The 18,624-nt window shown below is 65.0% G+C and carries 15 protein-coding genes; 3 read left to right on the top strand and 12 right to left on the bottom strand.

What is annotated here, in order from left to right; all coding sequences use genetic code 11:
• Positions 1-78: 78 nt before the first annotated feature.
• Positions 79-1,044: a polysaccharide deacetylase family protein gene (locus tag M1E01_RS02805; RefSeq protein ID WP_457973588.1), complete on the bottom strand. Its 966-nt coding sequence runs from the start codon at positions 1,042-1,044 to the stop codon at positions 79-81.
• Between the two features lie 25 nt (positions 1,045-1,069).
• Positions 1,070-2,593, bottom strand: coding sequence for a purine-cytosine permease family protein (locus M1E01_RS02800; RefSeq protein ID WP_457973587.1), 1,524 nt, complete (start codon positions 2,591-2,593; stop codon positions 1,070-1,072).
• A gap of 106 nt (positions 2,594-2,699) precedes the next feature.
• Between M1E01_RS02800 and M1E01_RS02795 the strand changes: the two genes are divergently transcribed.
• A complete protein-coding gene (locus M1E01_RS02795) occupies positions 2,700-4,241 on the top strand; it encodes a PucR family transcriptional regulator (RefSeq protein ID WP_457973586.1) in 1,542 nt (513 codons plus the stop codon).
• Positions 4,242-4,350: 109 nt separating this feature from the next.
• Here M1E01_RS02795 and purU read toward each other — a convergent pair whose 3' ends face one another.
• From purU to glyA, 7 genes are read right to left on the bottom strand one after another with little or no spacing between them, the layout of a single operon-like run.
• Positions 4,351-5,247, bottom strand: coding sequence for a formyltetrahydrofolate deformylase (gene purU, locus M1E01_RS02790; RefSeq protein ID WP_457973585.1), 897 nt, complete (start codon positions 5,245-5,247; stop codon positions 4,351-4,353).
• Positions 5,248-5,250: 3 nt separating this feature from the next.
• On the bottom strand, positions 5,251-6,624 hold the full coding sequence (locus tag M1E01_RS02785; protein WP_457973584.1) for an L-serine ammonia-lyase: 1,374 nt from the start codon (positions 6,622-6,624) through the stop codon (positions 5,251-5,253).
• Entirely contained in the window at positions 6,624-7,259 is a 636-nt protein-coding gene (locus M1E01_RS02780; RefSeq protein WP_457973583.1) for a sarcosine oxidase subunit gamma, read from the bottom strand. The genes M1E01_RS02785 and M1E01_RS02780 overlap by 1 nt, the downstream gene beginning before the upstream one ends.
• Positions 7,252-10,200, bottom strand: a complete 2,949-nt coding sequence (locus M1E01_RS02775; RefSeq protein WP_457973582.1) for a sarcosine oxidase subunit alpha family protein — start codon at positions 10,198-10,200, stop codon at positions 7,252-7,254. Before M1E01_RS02775 ends, M1E01_RS02780 begins: the two co-directional genes overlap by 8 nt.
• Positions 10,197-10,619, bottom strand: coding sequence for a sarcosine oxidase subunit delta (locus M1E01_RS02770; protein WP_457973581.1), 423 nt, complete (start codon positions 10,617-10,619; stop codon positions 10,197-10,199). Before M1E01_RS02770 ends, M1E01_RS02775 begins: the two co-directional genes overlap by 4 nt.
• A 27-nt stretch (positions 10,620-10,646) precedes the next feature.
• Positions 10,647-11,867 carry a sarcosine oxidase subunit beta family protein gene (locus M1E01_RS02765; protein WP_457973580.1) on the bottom strand — a complete coding sequence of 407 codons (1,221 nt, stop codon included), beginning with the start codon at positions 11,865-11,867 and terminating at the stop codon, positions 10,647-10,649.
• Complete coding sequence (gene glyA, locus M1E01_RS02760) at positions 11,864-13,213, bottom strand: serine hydroxymethyltransferase (protein WP_457973579.1); 1,350 nt, start codon at positions 13,211-13,213, stop codon at positions 11,864-11,866. The genes M1E01_RS02765 and glyA overlap by 4 nt, the downstream gene beginning before the upstream one ends.
• 142 nt (positions 13,214-13,355) lie before the next feature.
• On the opposite strand from glyA, the gene M1E01_RS02755 reads away from it, so the two are divergent.
• On the top strand, positions 13,356-14,027 hold the full coding sequence (locus M1E01_RS02755) for a GntR family transcriptional regulator (RefSeq protein WP_457973578.1): 672 nt from the start codon (positions 13,356-13,358) through the stop codon (positions 14,025-14,027).
• 99 nt (positions 14,028-14,126) lie between these two features.
• Positions 14,127-15,089, top strand: coding sequence for a LysR family transcriptional regulator (locus M1E01_RS02750; protein ID WP_457973577.1), 963 nt, complete (start codon positions 14,127-14,129; stop codon positions 15,087-15,089).
• On the opposite strand, the gene M1E01_RS02745 is transcribed toward M1E01_RS02750, so the two are convergent.
• The 3 genes from M1E01_RS02745 to M1E01_RS02735 all read right to left on the bottom strand — a co-directional run bounded on the left by M1E01_RS02745 (position 15,086) and on the right by M1E01_RS02735 (position 18,574).
• Complete coding sequence (locus tag M1E01_RS02745; protein ID WP_457973576.1) at positions 15,086-16,441, bottom strand: MFS transporter; 1,356 nt, start codon at positions 16,439-16,441, stop codon at positions 15,086-15,088. The genes M1E01_RS02750 and M1E01_RS02745 overlap by 4 nt on opposite strands.
• On the bottom strand, positions 16,438-17,517 hold the full coding sequence (locus M1E01_RS02740; protein ID WP_457973575.1) for an MBL fold metallo-hydrolase: 1,080 nt from the start codon (positions 17,515-17,517) through the stop codon (positions 16,438-16,440). Before M1E01_RS02740 ends, M1E01_RS02745 begins: the two co-directional genes overlap by 4 nt.
• 256 nt (positions 17,518-17,773) lie before the next feature.
• Complete coding sequence (locus M1E01_RS02735) at positions 17,774-18,574, bottom strand: IS3 family transposase (RefSeq protein ID WP_457973574.1); 801 nt, start codon at positions 18,572-18,574, stop codon at positions 17,774-17,776.
• Positions 18,575-18,624 lie beyond the last annotated feature (50 nt).

Genomic DNA, 18,624 nt, shown 5'->3' with positions numbered 1-18,624 from the left:
ACAAAAACCGGAACGCTCTCTCATTCGTGAGAGAGCGTTCCGGTTTAAGCGACAGGAAGTGAGAGAGCGTCTGTCCGGTTAGAGCCGGGACGGGCCGGCAGTCAACTCGGGCTGGCGGACCTGGGCGGGGGTGAAACGTGCGCCGGCGTCCGGGAAGCCGGGCACCTCGATCCGTGCGTGGGTGTGGACTTCCGTGACCGTATCCCGGGTGTGCTCGGCGATCCTCTCGAGTGTGGTGACCCACATTCCGTCCATGGCCTTCACCCGGCTGATCAGCTGCTCGAGTGCGGCGGCTTTCGAGGGCCTGCCTGAAATGAACGGGTGGTTCGTCAGCACGAAGCAGCTCCCTGCCGCATGATGCGCCTCGGCCTCCAGCGTCCACATTTCCAGGACCTTTGCGGGACTTTCGATGACGCCGCTGCCGGTCACCCCCGGGTAGAAGGCGTATTGTTCCCAATCATCCAGTGCCCAGTCGACGGGTATTTCGACGAGATCCCGGGGATCGCCGTCGGCGACGCTGAATCGGTACGGTGCATCGCCGTCGAGCAGGCTGGAGTCATAGAGGAAACCGCGGTCTGCCAGCAGCGCCGGTGAGTGCCAGTTCAGCTCCCACCAGGGAGCGCGGTAGCCGGTCGGCCGGACGCCGGCTACTTTGGCCAGCGCCTCCAAACCCCGGTCGATGTAGCGTGCCTCCGTGGCGGCATCGATGCACTGCATCGGTTCGTGGAGGTAGCCGTGGTGGGCGATCTCGTGGCCGCCGTCAACGATCCGTCGCACCACGTCGGGGTAGCTCTCGGCGGTGAAACCGGGGATGAAGAAGGTGGCTTGGATATCCTGCCGCTGCAGGATCTGCAGCAGTCGGGGAACCGCGACCTTGGGCCCGTATGACTGGTGGGTCATGAGGGACATGCGGCGGGTGCTGCTGGGGTCGTGGGCGATGGTGCATGATTCCGCGTCGACGTCGAACGTGAACGAGGCGGCGGCGCGGTACCCCTCAGGCCAGGAGATGGGGTGGGCGGAGTCTGCGAAAGCGGGGAAGTCCATGGGGGTCCTCTTTAGAATGCGGATTTTAGAGTGCGGGGGCGGCGGAGGGACGGTCTGCTGCCTCGGTCACTGTTACGGAGAGCAATTCCGGTCCAGCTCCAGCTGCCAAAAACCTGCGGTGCACCCGGGGTCCCAGGATGGCGTAGCTGGCGGCGCTGCTGACACCGCCGGCAAGCCAGGACAGATCCCAGCCCCCCAGTGCAACTGCGACGGGTCCCTGCATTGCCGGTACCAGCCCGTACATGAACAGCCAAGTGGAGAAGATGCCCACCAGAAGGGACACGACGCCGGCCCAGTTGACGCCCGGCAGGCGCCTGGTGCCTACGCCATCGAAGAGCCTTGCCGTCTCGCCCGGCCAGCGCTTCTCAATCCAGAAGTAGTGCACCAGCATCACGCCGCCCCATGCAGCCACCCAGGCCACGAGCCCGATCAGCCAGGCGTCGAGCACCGCGGCGAAATCCTCCTGGAAGATGAAGAAGACGACGGCGATGAGCGAGAACACGCCGACGAACAGGTTGAGCTTGCGCCGGCTGATGGTGATGTCCAAAGCCTGGGTGGCGACGGAGAAGGTGTAGATGTTCAGGATGTTCGTGGCGATGGGGCCGTGCAGAACCATGAGCAGGACCGGCAGGGCAAGGACACCGAAGTTCTGGACGATGAGCTTTCCGGGATCGATCTCACCGCTGTTAGTGGCCAGGCTTGCACCGAGAACGCCCAACCAGACGACCGGTATGAACTGGCCCAGAACTGAAGCCAGGTAGACCTTGCGCTTGGGGACTTCGGTGCTGACAAAGCGGGAGTAGTCGGCGGCGTAGGTGAACCAGGTGATGCCCCAGCCGATGCCGATCGCCGTCATGACGGCGCTCATAGCGGCGATGCGCTCGGAGCCTTCGAGGATATTGCCGGCCGGGCCCGCATAGCCCCAGTCAATTTTGATGCCGAACCAGGCGACGGCGGACATCACGGCGAGGATGAGGATCGTGGGCGGCACTGTCCACTTTTCGAACGCTGCGATTGCCTTGTACCCGAACCAGGCAATGGCCACCTGTGCGGCCATGATGCCGGTGGCGACGCCGATCTTCCAGCCGTAGTTGTGGGCTGCAGGATCGACCCATCCGAGTGTGCCGAAAAGTGCCATCACCAGGTCGAGGATGATCCACGTGTTGACGGCACACCAACCGATGACCAGCAGTGCCTGGATGGCGGCCGGCAGGTAGTTTCCGCGCCGGCCGAAGGCTGCCCGGGCCAGTACCATGCCTGTGGCGCCGGTCTTCTGGCCGAGCAGGACGAAACAGCCGAAAAGCAGCATTCCGATGAGGTTCCCCAGCACCAGAACGGTGACAGTGTCGGCAAAGCCGAGCCCGAGATGGATGCCCAGCGCACCCAGTACCCAGTTGATCGGCGCCAGGTTGGCTCCGGCCCAGATCCAAAACTGGCCGGACACCTTACGGGTTCGCTGTGATTCAGGGATGGGCTGCAGCCAGGCTTCGACATCTTCGTCGGCTACTGTCGCCGGGCCAGCCGGCACTGCAGTGGATTTGTTGTGCATGTGGGCCTCCGTGAGGGAAAGGAACCCTCTCAGGTTATGTGCGCCAGACCACACCCAACAAGATACGATGTGTACATCAAAGGCGTCTTCTGCATTACGGAGTGTCATGCCAGTCTTACTTAGTGAGGTCCTCACCCACCCCACGCTCTCCGCGGCCGATCCCGTACTCCGCGCCGGAGCGGCCGTCGCCGCAGGAACTCAGCTGCGGTGGGTCCACTCAAGCGAAGTTTTGGACATCGCGCCGTTGCTCAGTGGCGGCGAACTTCTTCTTACCGGGGGTGACGCCCTGGTATCGGCTTCGGACGCGCGCCGCGTCGACTACGTCCGTCAACTGGCTGGCCGTGGCGTCGGCGCCCTCGCCGTGGAAAGCGGGCAGACCCTGCCCTCACTGCCGTCGTCGATGATCCGCGCCGCGGAAGAAGTGGGACTGCCCCTCATCGAGTTGCGCAAAGTGGTGCCCTTCGTCGGCATCATGCAGGCCATTAATTCGATGCTGGTCAGCGAATCAGTGGCGCACCTGCGCCGTGCCGACGAGGCCAGCCACGCCATGGCGGTGGAACTCGCCCATGGCAGCAGCCTGGACCAGATGCTTGCCGTACTCGCCGGCATCATTGACGCGGGCCTGGAGCTGATGACCGTGTCCGGCGTGATGCTTGGGAGTGCCCTGGCCCCCGGCGGAGATGCCGTTGGAGCGCATGCCGGCGGGGCAGCAGGTGACGGGACGCTGATCAACATCGATGTCCCTGTCCGAGGCGTGCCGTCAGCGCGACTGGCCATCAGCGTCCCTCCGCACGGCGATGTCAACCTGGCCCGCGTTGCAGGAGGGCGCTGCGTTGACATTCTGTCCCTGGCACTGCTCCAGCGGATGCCCCCGGGGTTGAAAGAAGTGGCCGGCACCGCTTTGCTGCGCGCGGTCAGCTCCGGCAGCCAGCCCTGGCGGCTTCAGCAGTTGGCGCCCGCCGCCGGGATCCAGCCCTCAGCGACGGTGGTGGCGGTGGCGGTTCGGACGTCCACCTCGCAACAGCTGCGCGCGGCTATGGACAAAATCCTGAAAAAATCGGGGCTGCCAAGTGCCAGCTACGTGGACAATTCCGAGCTCCTTGCCCTTTCCGTTCTGCCTCATGGCAAGGAGGCTTCGGCCCGTGCAGACCTCGTGGACGCCCTTCGCGGACTTCCCGTCGAGACCGGAACGATGACGGCCGTAGGCCCGCTCGCGGCCGGGATCAAGGACGCACCGTGGTCACTCGCCGAGGCCAGGTGCGCGCTCGACCTCGCCGGAGGCGTGTCCCCTGGTGCCGCCGAACATGCGGTTACGCCGGCCGCAGGACTGGTGGTCGACGTCGAAGAGCTCGCCGTGGAGCGGTTGGCGGCGCAGCACCTGGACCAGGCCGCGCGGCAGGCCTATGTGCGTCAGCAGCTGGGTCCCGTTCTGGAGCACGACGAGCGCCGGAACTCCCAACTGCTGGCCACCCTTGCAACGTGGCTGGATTCCGGCTGCAACACCGCCCAGGCCGCCAGGGAACTGCACGTGGAGCGGCAGTCGATGCATCACCGGCTGCAGCGGATCTTTGAGTTGTGCGGCGGGGATCCACGGGGCACGGGCAGGCTCGTGGCTCTGCATCTGGCGACCCGGCTGGCCGCCCTGTAGCTGGCACCTTGAAACGCTCTCGCACCTTTCGCTGGAAAAAACGGAACGCTCCCCCACACTGTGAGAGAGCGTCCCGGTTTTTACGGCAGGAGGTGAGAGAGCGTCCGGGTTAGCGGAGCACCACTGTCCTGTTGCCGCGGAGGATGACCCGGCCTTCGCAGTGCCAGCGGACAGCGTTGCTGAGGGCCTTGCATTCGGTGTCGCGCCCGGCGGCCACGAGGTCCTCGGGGCCATAGGTGTGGTCCACCTCCACCGTCTGCTGGGAGATGATGGGTCCCTCGTCGAGCTCGGCGTTGACGTAGTGCGCGGTGGCGCCCACGGTCTTCACACCCCGGGCGTAGGCCTGGTGGTACGGCTTCGCGCCCTTGAAGCTCGGCAGGAACGAGTGGTGGATGTTGATGGCCCGCCCTTCGAGTTTCCGGGTGAGGTTGTCGCTGAGGACCTGCATGTAGCGGGCCAGCACCACGAGCTCGACGTCCAGCTCATCCACGAGCTCCAGCAGCCGGGCCTCGGCTTCGGGCTTGGTGTCGGGGGTGACGGGCACGTGGAAGAACGGGATGCCGTGCCATTCCACCAGCGCCTGGTGGTCCGTGTGGTTGGAGACCACGGCCGCCACGTCCACCGGCAGTTCGCCGATCCTGGCGCGGAACAGCAGGTCGTTGAGGCAGTGCCCGAACTTGGAGACCATGATCAGCACCCGGCGCTTGGCGCCGTGCGGCTCAAGCCGCCAGCTCATCCCAAAGCGTTCCGCTACTGGGGCAAAGGCGGCCCGCAAGGTGTCAGCAGTGGAGGCATCGCCGTCGGACGCAAAATGCACCCGCATGAAGAAATGGCCTTCGGAGCGTTCGCCGAACTGCTGGTTATCGATGATGTCGCAGCCGTGTTCCAGCAGGAAGCCGGAGACCGCGTGGACGATGCCCGGGGACTCCCGGCAGTCCAGGGTCAGGACATGCTCGACGGTGGTCACGGGCTGGCCGGAGAAGGATTCAGTCTGTATGGCAGTCATGGCTCAGCACTCGATCACATTCACGGCGAGGCCCCCGCGGGACGTCTCCTTGTACTTGGTTTTCATGTCAGCTCCTGTTTCACGCATGGTTTTGATGGCTTTGTCCAGCGAGACCTTGTGGCTGCCGTCCCCGTGCAGCGCGAGGCGGGCGGCGTTGATGGCCTTGACGCTGGCGATCGCGTTCCGCTCGATGCACGGGATCTGCACCAGGCCGCCCACCGGGTCGCAGGTCAGCCCGAGGTTGTGTTCGATCCCCACCTCGGCAGCATTCTCAACCTGCTCGGGCGTGCCGCCCAGCACCTCGCACAGCCCGGCAGCGGCCATGGAACAGGCCGAACCGACCTCGCCCTGGCAACCCACCTCGGCGCCGGAGATGGAGGCGTTGATCTTGAACAGAATTCCGACGGCGGCTGCCGCCAGCAGGAAGCGCACCACACCGTCGTCGTTCGCTCCCGGTACAAACTTCGCGTAGTAGTGCAGGACGGCCGGGACGATTCCGGCCGCACCGTTGGTGGGGGCGGTGACGATGCGGCCACCGGCCGCGTTCTCCTCGTTCACGGCCAGCGCGAACAGGTTCACCCACTCCATCGCCCGGAGCGGATCGGTAACGCCGGTGTCCGCCGTCAGGGTCCGGAAGAGCTGCGGCGCCCGGCGCTTCACCTTCAACCCGCCGGGAAGGATTCCTTCGGCGGAGCAGCCGTTGTCCACGCATTCGCGCATGACGGCCCACAGCTTCAGCAGTTCCCCCCGGAGCTCCGCTTCACTGCGCCACACCAGCTCGTTAGCCAGCATCACGTCGGAGATCGACATGCCTTCGCGGCGGCAGATCTCCAGGAGTTCGTCAGCGCTGCTGAACGGGTACGGGAGCACGGTGTCATCCGCCACGATCCTGTCGGCGCCTTCCGCGTCGCCGTCGACGACGAAGCCGCCGCCGATGGAGTAAAAGCTCCGTTCGCTCAGCACCGCTCCCCTGTGGTCCAGCGCCCGGAAGGTCATGCCGTTCGGGTGTGCGGGCAGCGACTTGCGGCGGTGCAGCACCACGTCCTCGTCCCAGTTGAAGTCCACCCGGTGGTCCCCGGCGATCCGGAGTTCAGCGTCCAGGGCGGCGGCAGCCACCTGGTCATCTGCGGTGGACGTGTCAACGGTCTCCGGCTCCAGGCCCTGCAGCCCCAGCACTACGGCCTTGTCCGATCCGTGGCCCCGGCCGGTGGCCCCAAGCGAGCCGAAGAGCTCTGCCTGGACACGGACAGTGGAGCTCAGGAGTCCGGCCCCCTTCAGTCCGTCGGCGAACTGTTTTGCTGCCCGCATCGGGCCGACCGTGTGTGACGACGACGGCCCGATGCCAACAGAGAACAGATCGAGGGCGCTGAGCGCCATCAGGGCACCTCGGGGGAAGCGAACTCCCTCATGGCGTCCAGGAGCCAGCGGCCCAGGAAGTCGGCAAAGGAGGCGCGGGGGAACAGGCGGAAGCTTTCCTCCCCGGTCTTGAACAGGACCACCGGGATGTTGCCGACCTCGGTGTTCAGGGCAGTCCCGGCCGTGAAGCTGCGGGGGTGCAGGTCAAGGGAGCAGCCCTTCTCCAGCACTGCCTTGGCCCGCGGGCCGGACAGCTCGAACGTGGTGCGGTTGGCGGACAGGTCCACTACCTGCCCCGGGGCGTCGCCCAGGGCTGCCAGGAGGGAGCCGATCAGGTCTCCGCCCAGGGAGTCGTGGGCTTCTTCCGGAGCCACGATGAGGAACTCCTGCGGGCCCAGCCACAGGACACTGACGTCGTCCGTGCCGCGGACCTCGCCGCACCGCACCGGCAGGCCGCCGGCGACGGACGCGATCCGTGCCCCCGCCTCTGAGCTGGGATCTACACGGACCCCGGCCATGGTCTGGAACTGGCCCTCTTTCAGCTCCACGGTTCCCGGAATGGAGCCGGTTTCGAATGCTTCGGCCAGGTGTGAGGCCGGGCTGCGGCGGATTTCCCGGAGTCCATTGATGCCTGTGAAAGCTGCGGTGTTAGCCATCTTTGCGGGTCCCTTCGGGGTCAAAAAGTACGGTTTCTGCGACAACGACGTCGACGAGCTGATCGCCGGCGGCGGCCACGAGGGTCTCCCCGATGCGGTTCCGGCCGTTCTTGATCAGGGCCAGCCCGAACGACCTGCCGAGTGCGGCGCTGTGGTAGCTCGAGGTGACGAAGCCCTGCATGGGCACGGGGCCGTAGGCCGGGTTCACCGGGATGCCCTTTTCCACCAGCTGGGTGCCTTCCGGCAACCGCAGGCCGCCGTCCACGGGCAGGACGCTGACCAGGTGCTTCCGGTCTTCGCGCTGGGCGTCTGTCCGGGCGTAGGAGCGCTTGCCGATGAAGTCCTTGGCCTTGGAGACGATCCATTCCATGCCGGCGTCCTGCGGGGTGACCGTGCCGTCCGTGTCCTGACCGACGATCGGGTAGCCCTTCTCGGCGCGGAGCACGTGCATGGTTTCGGTGCCGTACGGGGTGATGTTGAATTCGGCGCCCGCGGCGGCCACGGCTTCCCAGGTGTTCAGCCCGTACCAGGACGGCACGTTGATCTCGTAGGCGAGTTCACCGGAGAACGAGATGCGGCAGATCCGCGCCCGCACGCCGGAGGCGAGGGTGGTTTCACGGAAGGTCATGAACGGGAAGGCCTCGGCATCCAAGCCGCCGTTGGCGGCGAGTTCGGGGGCAACCTTGGCGATCACCTCACGGGACTTGGGCCCGACGACGGCGATGGTGCTCCACTGTTCGGTCACCGAGGTGCAGTGCACATCGAGTTCCGGCCATTCGGTCTGCAGCCATTCCTCCAGCCAGTCCAGCACCTTGGCCGCGCCGCCGGTGGTGGTGGTCATGAAGTAGCGGTCCTCGTCGAGACGGAGGGTCACGCCGTCGTCGAAGATCATGCCGTCCGGAAAGCACATGACGCCGTAGCGGGCGGAACCCGGGGCAAGCTTCTTGAACGCGTTGGTGTAGATCCGGTTGAGGAACTCACCGGCGTCCTTGCCACGGATTTCGATCTTGCCGAGGGTCGTGGCGTCCATGAACCCAACGGACTCGCGGACGGCGGCGCACTCGCGGAGCACCGCTTCATCCATGTCCTCCCCGTTCTGCGGGTAGTACCAGGGGCGCTTCCACTGCCCGACATCCTCGAACAGTGCGCCCTGGGCGACGTGCCACGGGTGGATCGAGGTGACGCGGGCGGGGTCGAACAGTTCGCCGCGTTGGCGTCCGGCCAGCGCTGCGAAGGCGACGGGGGCAAACGGTGCGCGGTAGGTGGTGGTGCCGATGTCGCCGATCCCCCGGGCTGCTTCGCCGGCTGTGCGGAGCGCAGCGGCAATGACGCCGATCGCGTTGACGCCGGAGGTCTTGCCCTGGTCGTTGGCGGTGCTGATGGAGGTGTAGCGCTTGATGTGCTCCACCGAGCGCATGCCTGCGCCCGTTGAACGCAGGACGTCTGCCACGGACTGGTCGCGCTGGAAGTCGACGAAGTGGTTGTGCCAGTCGTCAGGGGTGCCGCCCTGGCCCGGAACCAGCCACAGCTGGCGGGTCGGGCCCGATGCCTTCGGCTCCGCCAGGGCGGAGGGCTCGACGGCGGACTCGAAGCCGGCCGCGATGGCCGCCGAAGCTCCGGCCGAGATACCTTCGGCGAGGCAGTCCGCGAGTTCGAAGCTGCCGCGGCCCGAGCCGATGGTCTGCTGGTTCGGGACGACGGTGGCCGGCACGAAAGCCGCCAGTTCCTCGTCCCAGCGCAGCCTGCCCTGCCGCTGCGAGTGCAGGTGGACCAGCGGGCTCCAGCCGCCGGACACTGCCAGCAGGTCGCAGGTGATCTCTTCGATGCCGGAGGTGAGTTCGCCGTCATTGTTGATGCTGCGCACGGTGACGCTGTTCAGCCGGCCATCTGTTTCTGTTCCGGAAGCGGTGTTGGCCACCGCGCTGCCGATCAGCACGCGGGTACCGGCTTCGACGGCGGCGGCAGCCACCGGGGTCAGAGCGGGACGGGCGTCCACGACGGCGGCGACCTTGACGCCGGCGGCGCGGAGGTCCGCGGCCAGGGCGTAGGCGCTGTCGTTGGTGGTGCTGATGACGACGCGCTGCCCGGCGGCCACCGCGTAGCGGTTGAGGTAGCTGCGGACTGCCGAGGCGAGCATGACGCCGGGGCGGTCGTTGTTCTCGAACACCAGGGGCCGCTCGTGGGCGCCGGGGGCGAGGACAACCTGCTTGGCACGGACGTGCCAGATCCGCTGGCGGGAGACGCCGGCGGCGGCGGGGCTGGAGAGGTGGTCGGTGCGGTTCTGGACGGCGATGACGTAGTTGGCGTCGTAGGCGCCGAATGCCGTGGTGCGGTTAAGCACCGTGCATTCGGCGGCGGAGACGAGCTCGGCCTCGACATCAGCCACCCATTCCAGGGCGGGCTTGCCCTCGATGGTGTCCGCCAGTTCGGGCGCGGTGGATCCGGACAGCAGCGATCCGCCCAGTTCCGGCTGGTCGTCCATCAGGATGACCCGGGCGCCGGTGCGGACTGCTTCGCGGGCAGCGGCCAGGCCCGCGGGGCCGCCACCGATCACCAGGACATCGGTGTGGACGTACTTCTTGTCGTACTCCGCCTTGTCCTCGGCCGGGTCCAGCCGGCCCAGCCCGTTCAGCAGGTCAGCCTTCAGGCCGTCCACCAGTGAAACGGTGGTGGCGGGAAGCATGGACTCTGCCACATCGCCCGGGAAGCGGGCCTCGATCCGGACCAGGGCGTTGGGCTCTTCCACCCCGGCGGCCATGATGCCGCGGGGACGGTCCTCGTACAGCGAGTTACCGACGGCGACCCGGCCGTTGGCGAGCAGCGCAGAGGCCAGCGTGTCACCCGGGTGTCCGGTGAATTCCTCGCCGTCCACCGTGAAGCGCCAGGAGATGCTGCGGTCGATGCGTCCGCCGGTGCTGAGGCGCGCGTTCTGGGAAGTCATTTGGTTGCTCCCTTCGGGGCGGTGGTGCTGGCTGTTGAAGCGGCCGGGGCGAGGCTGGTACCAGAAATGCTGGGCGCGTCGTCCCCGGTGGTGGTGCTGTCAGCGGCGGTGCTGGCAGTTCCGGTTTCCGCGGTTACCTTGCCGGCTGCGTCCGGCCGGGAGGTGCCCATGGGGTAGACGGCCTGGATGTCGTAGGTGACCGTGTCGCGGAGCATGTTGAACCACTGGCGGCAGCCGGTGCTGTGCACCCACCGCTCGGCGAAGGTGCCCTTGGTGTTCTCACGGTAGAACAGGTACTCGGCCCATTCCCGGTCATTCAGCTCGTTCGGGTTGTCCGGGTAGGCCACGTGGGCCTGTCCGCCGTAGTGGAATTCGGTTTCGTCCCGCGGGCCGCAGTTGGGGCAGGAGATAAGCAGCATGTGCGTCTTCTTTCTTGTGGACCGTGGCTAGTGGGCGACGGCGGCAGCGCCGTGCTCGTCGATCAGGGCCCCGGTTTCAAAGCGCTCCAGGGCAAACGGCTTGTTGAGCTTGTGCGGTGCACCCGTAGCGATGGTGTGCGCGAAGGTCAGTCCGGCAGCGGGAGTGCCCTTGAAGCCGCCGGTTCCCCAGCCGCAGTTGACGAACATGTTCTCCACGGGGGTAAGTCCCACGATGGGCGAGGCGTCCAGCGTGGTGTCCACGATGCCGCCCCAGGTCCGCAGCACGTGTGCCCGGGCGAAGATGGGGAACAGTTCGACGGCGGCCGCCATCTGGTGCTCGATCACGTGGAAGGACCCGCGCTGGCCGTAGCCGTTGTAGGAGTCCACGCCGGCGCCCATGACCAGCTCGCCCTTGTGCGCCTGGGAGACGTAGACGTGCACGTGGTTGGACATCACGACCGTCGGGTGGACCGGCTCGTGCAGTTCGGACACTAGTGCCTGCAGCGGGTGGGACTGGATGGGGAGGCGGAACCCGGCCATCTCGGCCAGGACCGAGCTGTGCCCGGCGGCGCAGAGGCCCACCTTTTCGGTGTTGATGGTGCCGCGGTTAGTCTTGACGCCCACCACGCGCTCGCCGTCCTTGAGGAAGCCAGTGACTTCGCAGTTCTGGATGATGTCCACGCCCATTTCGTCGCACTTGCGGGCGAAGGCCCAGGCGACGTGGTCGTGCTTGGCGATGCCGGCGCGCGGCTGGTAGGTCGCGCCCATGACGGGGTAGCGGATGTTGTCGCTGATGTTCAGGATGGGGCAGAGTTCCTTGACCTGCTCCGGTTCCAGCCATTCGGCGTCGACACCGTTGAGCTTGTTCGCACCCACGCGGCGGATGCTCTCGCGGACGTCGCCGAGGGTGTGGGCCAGGTTCATCACACCGCGCTGGCTGAAGAGGAAGTCGTACTCCAGCTCCTCGGGCAGGATCTCCCAGAGCTTCAGGGCGTGCTCGTAGATGGCGGCGCTCTCGTCCCAGAGGTAGTTGGAACGGATGATGGTGGTGTTGCGGGCCATGTTGCCGCCGGCCAGCCAGCCCTTTTCCAGGACGGCGATGTTGGTCATGCCGTGGTTCTTGGCGAGGAAGTAAGCCGTAGCCAGGCCGTGCCCGCCGCCGCCGACGATCACAGCGTCGTAGGAGGACTTGGGCTCCGGGTTGCGCCACAGGAAGTCCGGGTGTTCCGGAAGATGGTGGGTGCTCACTGGGCTGCTCCAATCATTGCTGCATCGAGTTCGCTGAGCTCGGCCGTCTCGGCTTCACCGTTCAGGTGGGGGTAGAGGGGGAACTGGTCGGCGAGAGCGGTCACGCGGGCACGGAGTTCGACGGCGGTGGCGTCATCGAGGGTGCCGGCACCGGCGGCGGCGACGAGCGCCGTCGCGATGATGTCTGCTACCTCGGTGAATTCCGTGGCGCCGAAGCCGCGGGTGGCGAGGGCCGGGGTGCCGATCCGGAGGCCGGAGGAAACCATCGGCGGGCGCGGGTCGAACGGAACAGCATTGCGGTTGACCGTGATGCCGATCTTGTGCAGCGTGTCCTCTGCCTGCTGGCCGTCCAGTTCGGAGTTCCGCAGGTCCACCAGGACCAGGTGCACGTCCGTGCCGCCGTTGACTACGGTGATGCCGGCGGCCTCGACGTCGGGCTGCAGGAAGCGGTCGGCGAGCAGCTTGGCACCCTGCAGGACGCGTTCCTGGCGTTCCTTGAATTCGGGGCTGCCGGCGAGCTTGAAGGCCACGGCCTTGGCGGCGATGACGTGCTCCAGCGGGCCGCCCTGCTGGCCCGGGAAGACGGCGCTGTTGATCTTCTTGGCGTACTGCTCCTTGGCGAGGATGACTCCGCCGCGCGGTCCGCCCAAGGTCTTGTGGGTGGTGGTGGTGACGACATCGGCGTACGGCACGGGGTTGGGGTGCAGCCCTGCAGCGACCAGGCCGGCGAAGTGGGCCATGTCCACCATGAGGTAGGCGCCCACGAGGTCCGCGATCCGGCGGAACTCGGCAAAATCGAGCTGGCGGGAGTAGGCGGACCAGCCGGCGACGATCAGCTTCGGCTTGTGCTCCAGGGCCAGGGCCTCGACCTCAGCCATGTCCACGCGGAAGTCGGATTCACGGACCCGGTAGGGGACCACGTTGTAGAGCTTGCCGGAGAAGTTGATGCGCATGCCGTGGGTGAGGTGGCCGCCGTGGGCCAGGTCCAGGCCCATGATGGTGTCGCCGGGGTTCAGCAGTGCGAACATTGCGGCGGCGTTGGCCTGGGCGCCGGAGTGCGGCTGGACGTTGGCGAATTCGGCGCCGAAGAGTGCTTTCACGCGGTCAATGGCGAGCTGTTCGACCACATCAACGTGTTCGCAGCCGCCGTAGTAGCGCTTGCCGGGGTAGCCCTCGGCGTACTTGTTGGTGAGGACCGAGCCCTGCGCCTCCATGACGGCGGACGGAGCGAAGTTCTCCGAGGCGATCATCTCCAGGGTGGACTGCTGGCGAACCAGCTCGCGGTCAACTGCCTGCTGGATCTCGGGATCGACTGCGGAAAGTCGCTCGTTCAACTGCTCAACCACGGGTGCTCCTTTGAAATACCTTTTTGACTTTGACTGATATATCAGTGTGAGGTCAATGGTATGATTGGAATCACAACCGCGTCAATAGCCGGAAGCAAAGTGAAGTTCAGTCTTCCGTTTGGTCACAGGATTGGAGCCCGCCATGAATGCAATAGCCGCTCTGCTTCCCGCCGAGGAAGAAGCACCCTCCCAAGCGGAGGCTGCCTACCGGCAGCTGCGCGACAAGCTGATCATGCTCGACATCCGCCCGGGTGAACCCATTAACGACGGGCAACTGGCGGTAGAGCTGGGCTTCAGCCGGACGCCTGTCCGCGAGGCTATCAAGCGGCTGGAGGTGGACCACCTGGTGGTTTCCTATCCACGCCGGGGAACCTTCGCCACCACGGTTGACTTCACAGAGTTGGCCGACGTCTCAGAAATCCGGGAACTGCTCGAACCGCTGGCGGCGCGCCGTGCCGCAACACGGGCAAGCGCTTCCATGCGCAAGGAGCTACTGGACGTCGCGGACACGATTGCGGGGCTGGCACCGGACCCCGCCGAGTCGCGGGAGCTGATGCGGTATGACCTCACCGTGCACCGCCTGATTTACCGTGCGGCCGCCAACCCGCACCTGGAGGACACCCTGATCCGCTACGACAACCTGGCAACCCGCATCTGGTGCCTGGTCCTGGACAAGGTACCGTCGGTCAGCGGCCACATCACTGAGCACGTGGACCTGCTGAAGGCTGTTGCAGAGGGTGACGCGGACAAAGCCGGCGAGCTGGCCCTGCACCACGTCACGAGCTTCGAAGAAACCATCCGCAAGGTCCTGTAACCCCCGCCAACGCTCTCTCACCTCCTGCAGAGCGGCGAGCGCCGCGGCCGTGTGCCCGCCGCCGTCGTTCTCCGGACGCCCATCCCCTACGCTGGGTAAGTGCTCGACTACACGCTCAAGCAGTTGCAGTATTTTGTGGCCGTCGCCAATCAGGGGTCGATCTCTGCCGCGGCGGCCGCCTCCCATATTTCTCAGGCTGCCATGTCCCAGGCGATAACGGAGCTGGAGCGTGTAGTCGGTTCCCAGTTAGTGGTTCGTCACCGGGCACGCGGAGTCGTGCTGACCGCCGTCGGGTCCTATTTTCTACGTGACGCCCAGGCTTTGGTGCGTCATGCGGAAGAGGTTCAGGGGCGGGTTATCGAACGGCAGCAAGGGCTGGTGGGGCCCTTGGTGATCGGTTGCTACACCGGCCTGTCGGCGTTTTGGCTCCCGGAAGTTGGCCATGGTTTCGTGAAGGCGAACCCGGGCCTGGACGTGACCCTGGTTGAGGGAGATGGGGCGGAACTTCAGGAACGCATGCTGAATGGCTATCTGGATGCAGTGTTGACACACACGCGGCATCTGATTCCCGGCGTCGGATCCACAACAGTCATGGGCGGCAGGCCGTATGTGCTGGTAGCCGGGGACCACTGGGCGGCCCAGCGGAAGAGCGTGCACCTCAGGGAGCTGGCTGACGAGGACTTCGTTTCCCTCGACATTCCCTCGGTACGTGAAAACCAGCTGGTCAATCTGCGCATGTCCGGTTTGGAGCCAAAAATCGCGTGGAAGTCCAGCAGCCTTGAGGCCGTCCGTGGCATGGTGGCGCGTGGCCTTGGCTATACGGTGCTGGTCCAGCGGCCACCCGTGGATCTGAGCTATGACGGCCTTCCGCTGGTGGCGCTGGAGATCGAGGACAATGTGGGTCACAGCGACATCTGCGTCGCCTATATCCCGTCTGACCGGCTCAGTCTCCGTCTGCGGGCGTTCATCGAATTCTGCGTAGAAGCTGGGGTCAGAAAGGAAAGGGAGTCGGCCAACCGAAGGGCTGCCCGACTCCCGCATCATCCTGTGACTGACGCTTAGATGTCCTCGGCTGAGAGGTCCTGGTTCTTGCCTTCCTTGACGGTGAGCAGGCACAGGCCGGCAACCACAAAGCTTGCCGCCCAAACAACACCCGTAAGCCAGAGCGATCCGCCAGTTGCGAGCACCAGCCCGCTAACAATCATGGGTGTGAAGCCGGCGCCCAGGGTCGAGGAGAGCTGGTAGACCAAGGAGGCGCCTGTGTAACGGATCCGGGTGGGGAACAGTTCGGCTGAGAATGCCCCAAACGGCCCGAAGATTGCTGCCTGGATGACGCCGTTGGCCACGAAAAGCGCAATGGCGAACAACCAGAGTTCACCGAGTTCCAGCATCCACATCATGGGCAGGGCAAGGACGGCGCCAGCGATGATGCCCGCGAACATCACGGGCCGGCGGCCGAGTTTGTCACTGTAGCGCGCGGCAAACCAGATACCCACCACGGTCAGGGCCGCGCCGACCGCCTTGACGTTCAGTACCCCGGTGCGGTCCATACCGACGTTCTCCACTACGAACGAGATGGCCCAGACCGTCATGAGGCCCTGCACAGTGTACGAGCTCATGCCCACGAGCGTGCCCTTGATAACGCTCATCGGGTACCTGGTGAGGACCTCCATGAGCGGAATCTTCTTTTCCTCGGCCTTGTTTTCCAGTGCCAGGAATAGCGGGGATTCGGCGACCTTGAGCCGGATCACTAAGCCGATGGCGATCAGGACGATGCTGATGAGGAATGGAATGCGCCAACCCCAGCTGAGGAACTGGTCGCCGGGCAGCACGGATACTGCGGAGACGGCGAGCGTGGCCAGTACCGCGCCAGCCGGCCCGCCCATGTTCGCGAAGCTCGCTGCGAAACCGCGGCGCTCCTTGGGAGAATGTTCCAGTGCCATGAGCATGGCCCCGCCCCACTCTCCCCCGACGGCCAAGCCCTGCACGATGCGCAGCACGATCAGCGCGATAGGAGCCAACATGCCCACCTGCGCGGTCGTAGGCAGGAGCCCGATCAGCGTGGTGGCTATACCCATCATGAGCATCGAGGTGATGAGAACGCCCTTGCGGCCGAGTTTGTCACCGAAGTGGCCGAACACTACGCCACCAATGGGGCGGGCCAGGTATCCGACAGCCAGGGTGGAAAACGAGGCGAAAATGGCCACAGCCGGATCGAGGCTGGCGAAGAAGACTTTGTTGAAGACTAACGAAGCAGCTGTGGCATAGAGGATGAAGTCGTAAAACTCTATTGCGCTTCCAATGAACGATGAGGCGAGAATCCGCCGCATCTGCGGGGTGTTGAAGCCCGTTTCTTTAAGGGACTCCTGAGCCTGCTGTCCGGTCGATGAGGGCATTTCTGCGCGTGTTTTCATAGGGAGGTAGCCATTTCCATCTTAGTGCTGGTAACACTGGCCGCGTCGTTGCGGGCAGCAGGGGAGAAAGGAATTACATCGAGGTCGTCGGGAACCAGGAAAGTGCCGGAGAATTCTTCGGCCTTGGAAACCCACACGGACTTCGGGGTGGTGCCGGGCACCAGGTGGTGGAGCGCCAGCCGTGCAGCGCCAGCTTTTTCAGCCAGCACGATCGCATCCTGAACAGAGGTGTGCGAACGGCGGTGGTGGTCCATGGAGGCCTGTGCTTCTTCAGTTGCCACATTGCCGTAGGCACGGGAAACCCACTCGAAGTCGATGGCCTCGTGGAGCAGCAGATCCGTGCCGCGGGCCAGTGTGACCAGATTCTCGCAGGGGGCAGTGTCCCCGGAGATGGTTACGGATCCTTCGGCGGTGTCGAACCGGAAGGCGAAAGCGGGGGCAACCGGCGGATGCTGCACCAAAATGGCGGTCACCGTCACCAGCTCATCACGATAGATTTCGAAGGGAACCATCCCTTCCGGTGTCGGATTTGAATTGGGGTCATATCCGAGGCCAGTTGGAAGCTCGATGTCCGAGGCGATGAAGTGATCCAGCGGGGACGGCCGCAGCGCGTCGATGATCCGGTCATTAAGATCGGTTCCGTAGGCGCGCATCAGATGCTCAAACATCGCCGTGGTTCCAGGCGTCGGCTGCTCGGCGAAAATCGGTGTCGGCGAAACGGCGGCGCGGGGCGAAACCGGCGGCAGATCACCGCGGTCGCCCGGTCCGATGATCCTGATGGGCGCCTGGCCGGGCCTTAGGGTGAACAGCCCGAAGATGGCCAAGCCGGCCAGGTCGATGCAGTGGTCCGAGTGCAGGTGAGTGAGGAAGATGCCGCGCAGGTCGGCCACGGAGAAGCCGGCCTTCATGAGCTGATTTCCAACACCGCTTCCGGCATCCACCAGGTAAACGGCTTTCCCGACCACAACGGCTGTGGCGATGCCGGAACGTTTGCCTGCATTGGCGCCGCTCCACCATCGGGGTCCGCCGGCCGTGCCGAGGGTAACTACATAGGGTTTGAGGGAAGTCGCTGACACGATGACCTTTCACATCTGCCTCCGTCCACGTTGTCGGAGGTCTCATATCCCACTCTCCCCTCCGCCCTAGGACCTGTAAAACTGTTTAAACCGGCCAACTTAAACGGTTATGCCTATGATCGGCGTAGCGAAAGCCGCTTGAACGGCAGCATGTGAGAGAGCGTCCCGTATTGGACGGCAGGATGTGAGAGAGCGTCCGGTATTGGACGGCAGGATGTGAACTGGTCCCCGATAGTTGGACTGGCTAAATGGGATTCTAGGCTGCAAGGGTCTGGGCCCGGTATTGCACCGGGCCCAGGCCCTTGAGCTTTGTGGAGATTCTTTTGTTGTTGTACCAGTGGATGTATTCCTCTATTGCAGCTGCCAGTGCGTCGGTGTTGAGGAATCGGACGCGGTGGAAGAGTTCTTCCTTGAGGTGGCCGAAGAAGTTCTCCATGACGGCGTTGTCGTAGCAATTGCCCTTGCGGGACATGGATTGGACCGCGCCGGCGTTCTGGATGAGGGTGCGCCAGGACGCGTGACGGTATTGGAAACCTTGGTCCGAGTGCACCAGCGGCTGCTGACCGGGCTGCAGACAGGTCAGGGCCTCACGCAGGGAATCGTTGGTGAGCGCCAGGTTCGGGGATAAGCCCAGCGAGTAAGAAATGATCTGCCGGTCAAAGAGGTCCATCACCGGTGAGAGGTAGAGCTTCCCGCCGCCGACGCTGAACTCCGTCACATCCGTAACCCACTTCCGGTTCGGCGCATCAGCCTCGAACTCCCGGTTCAGCACGTTGGGCGCTACCGCGCCCTGTTCGCCCTGGTAGGAGTTGTAGCGCTTCCTGCGCCGGACCTTGCAGGCCAACCCAAGGGCCTCCATTAGCTTCAGCACGGTCTTCTTCGCGACCGTCCACCCGTGCTTGAGTAGCTCCGTGTGGACCCGGCGGTGCCCGTACCGGCCATGGTTCGTTTCAAAGATCTCCGTGATCGCCGCTTTGAGCTTCTCTTTCGGGTCCGGCGCCTGGAGCCGGAGCTGGTGATAGAAAAACGTGGATCTGGCCAGCCCGGCGACGTCCAACAGGACAGCAAGGGGATAGTCAGCCTTGAGGGAAACGACGGCCTGAACCC

This window comes from Arthrobacter sp. D1-17, from assembly GCF_054130535.1.
This window is presented reverse-complemented; position numbering and strand designations above follow the sequence as displayed.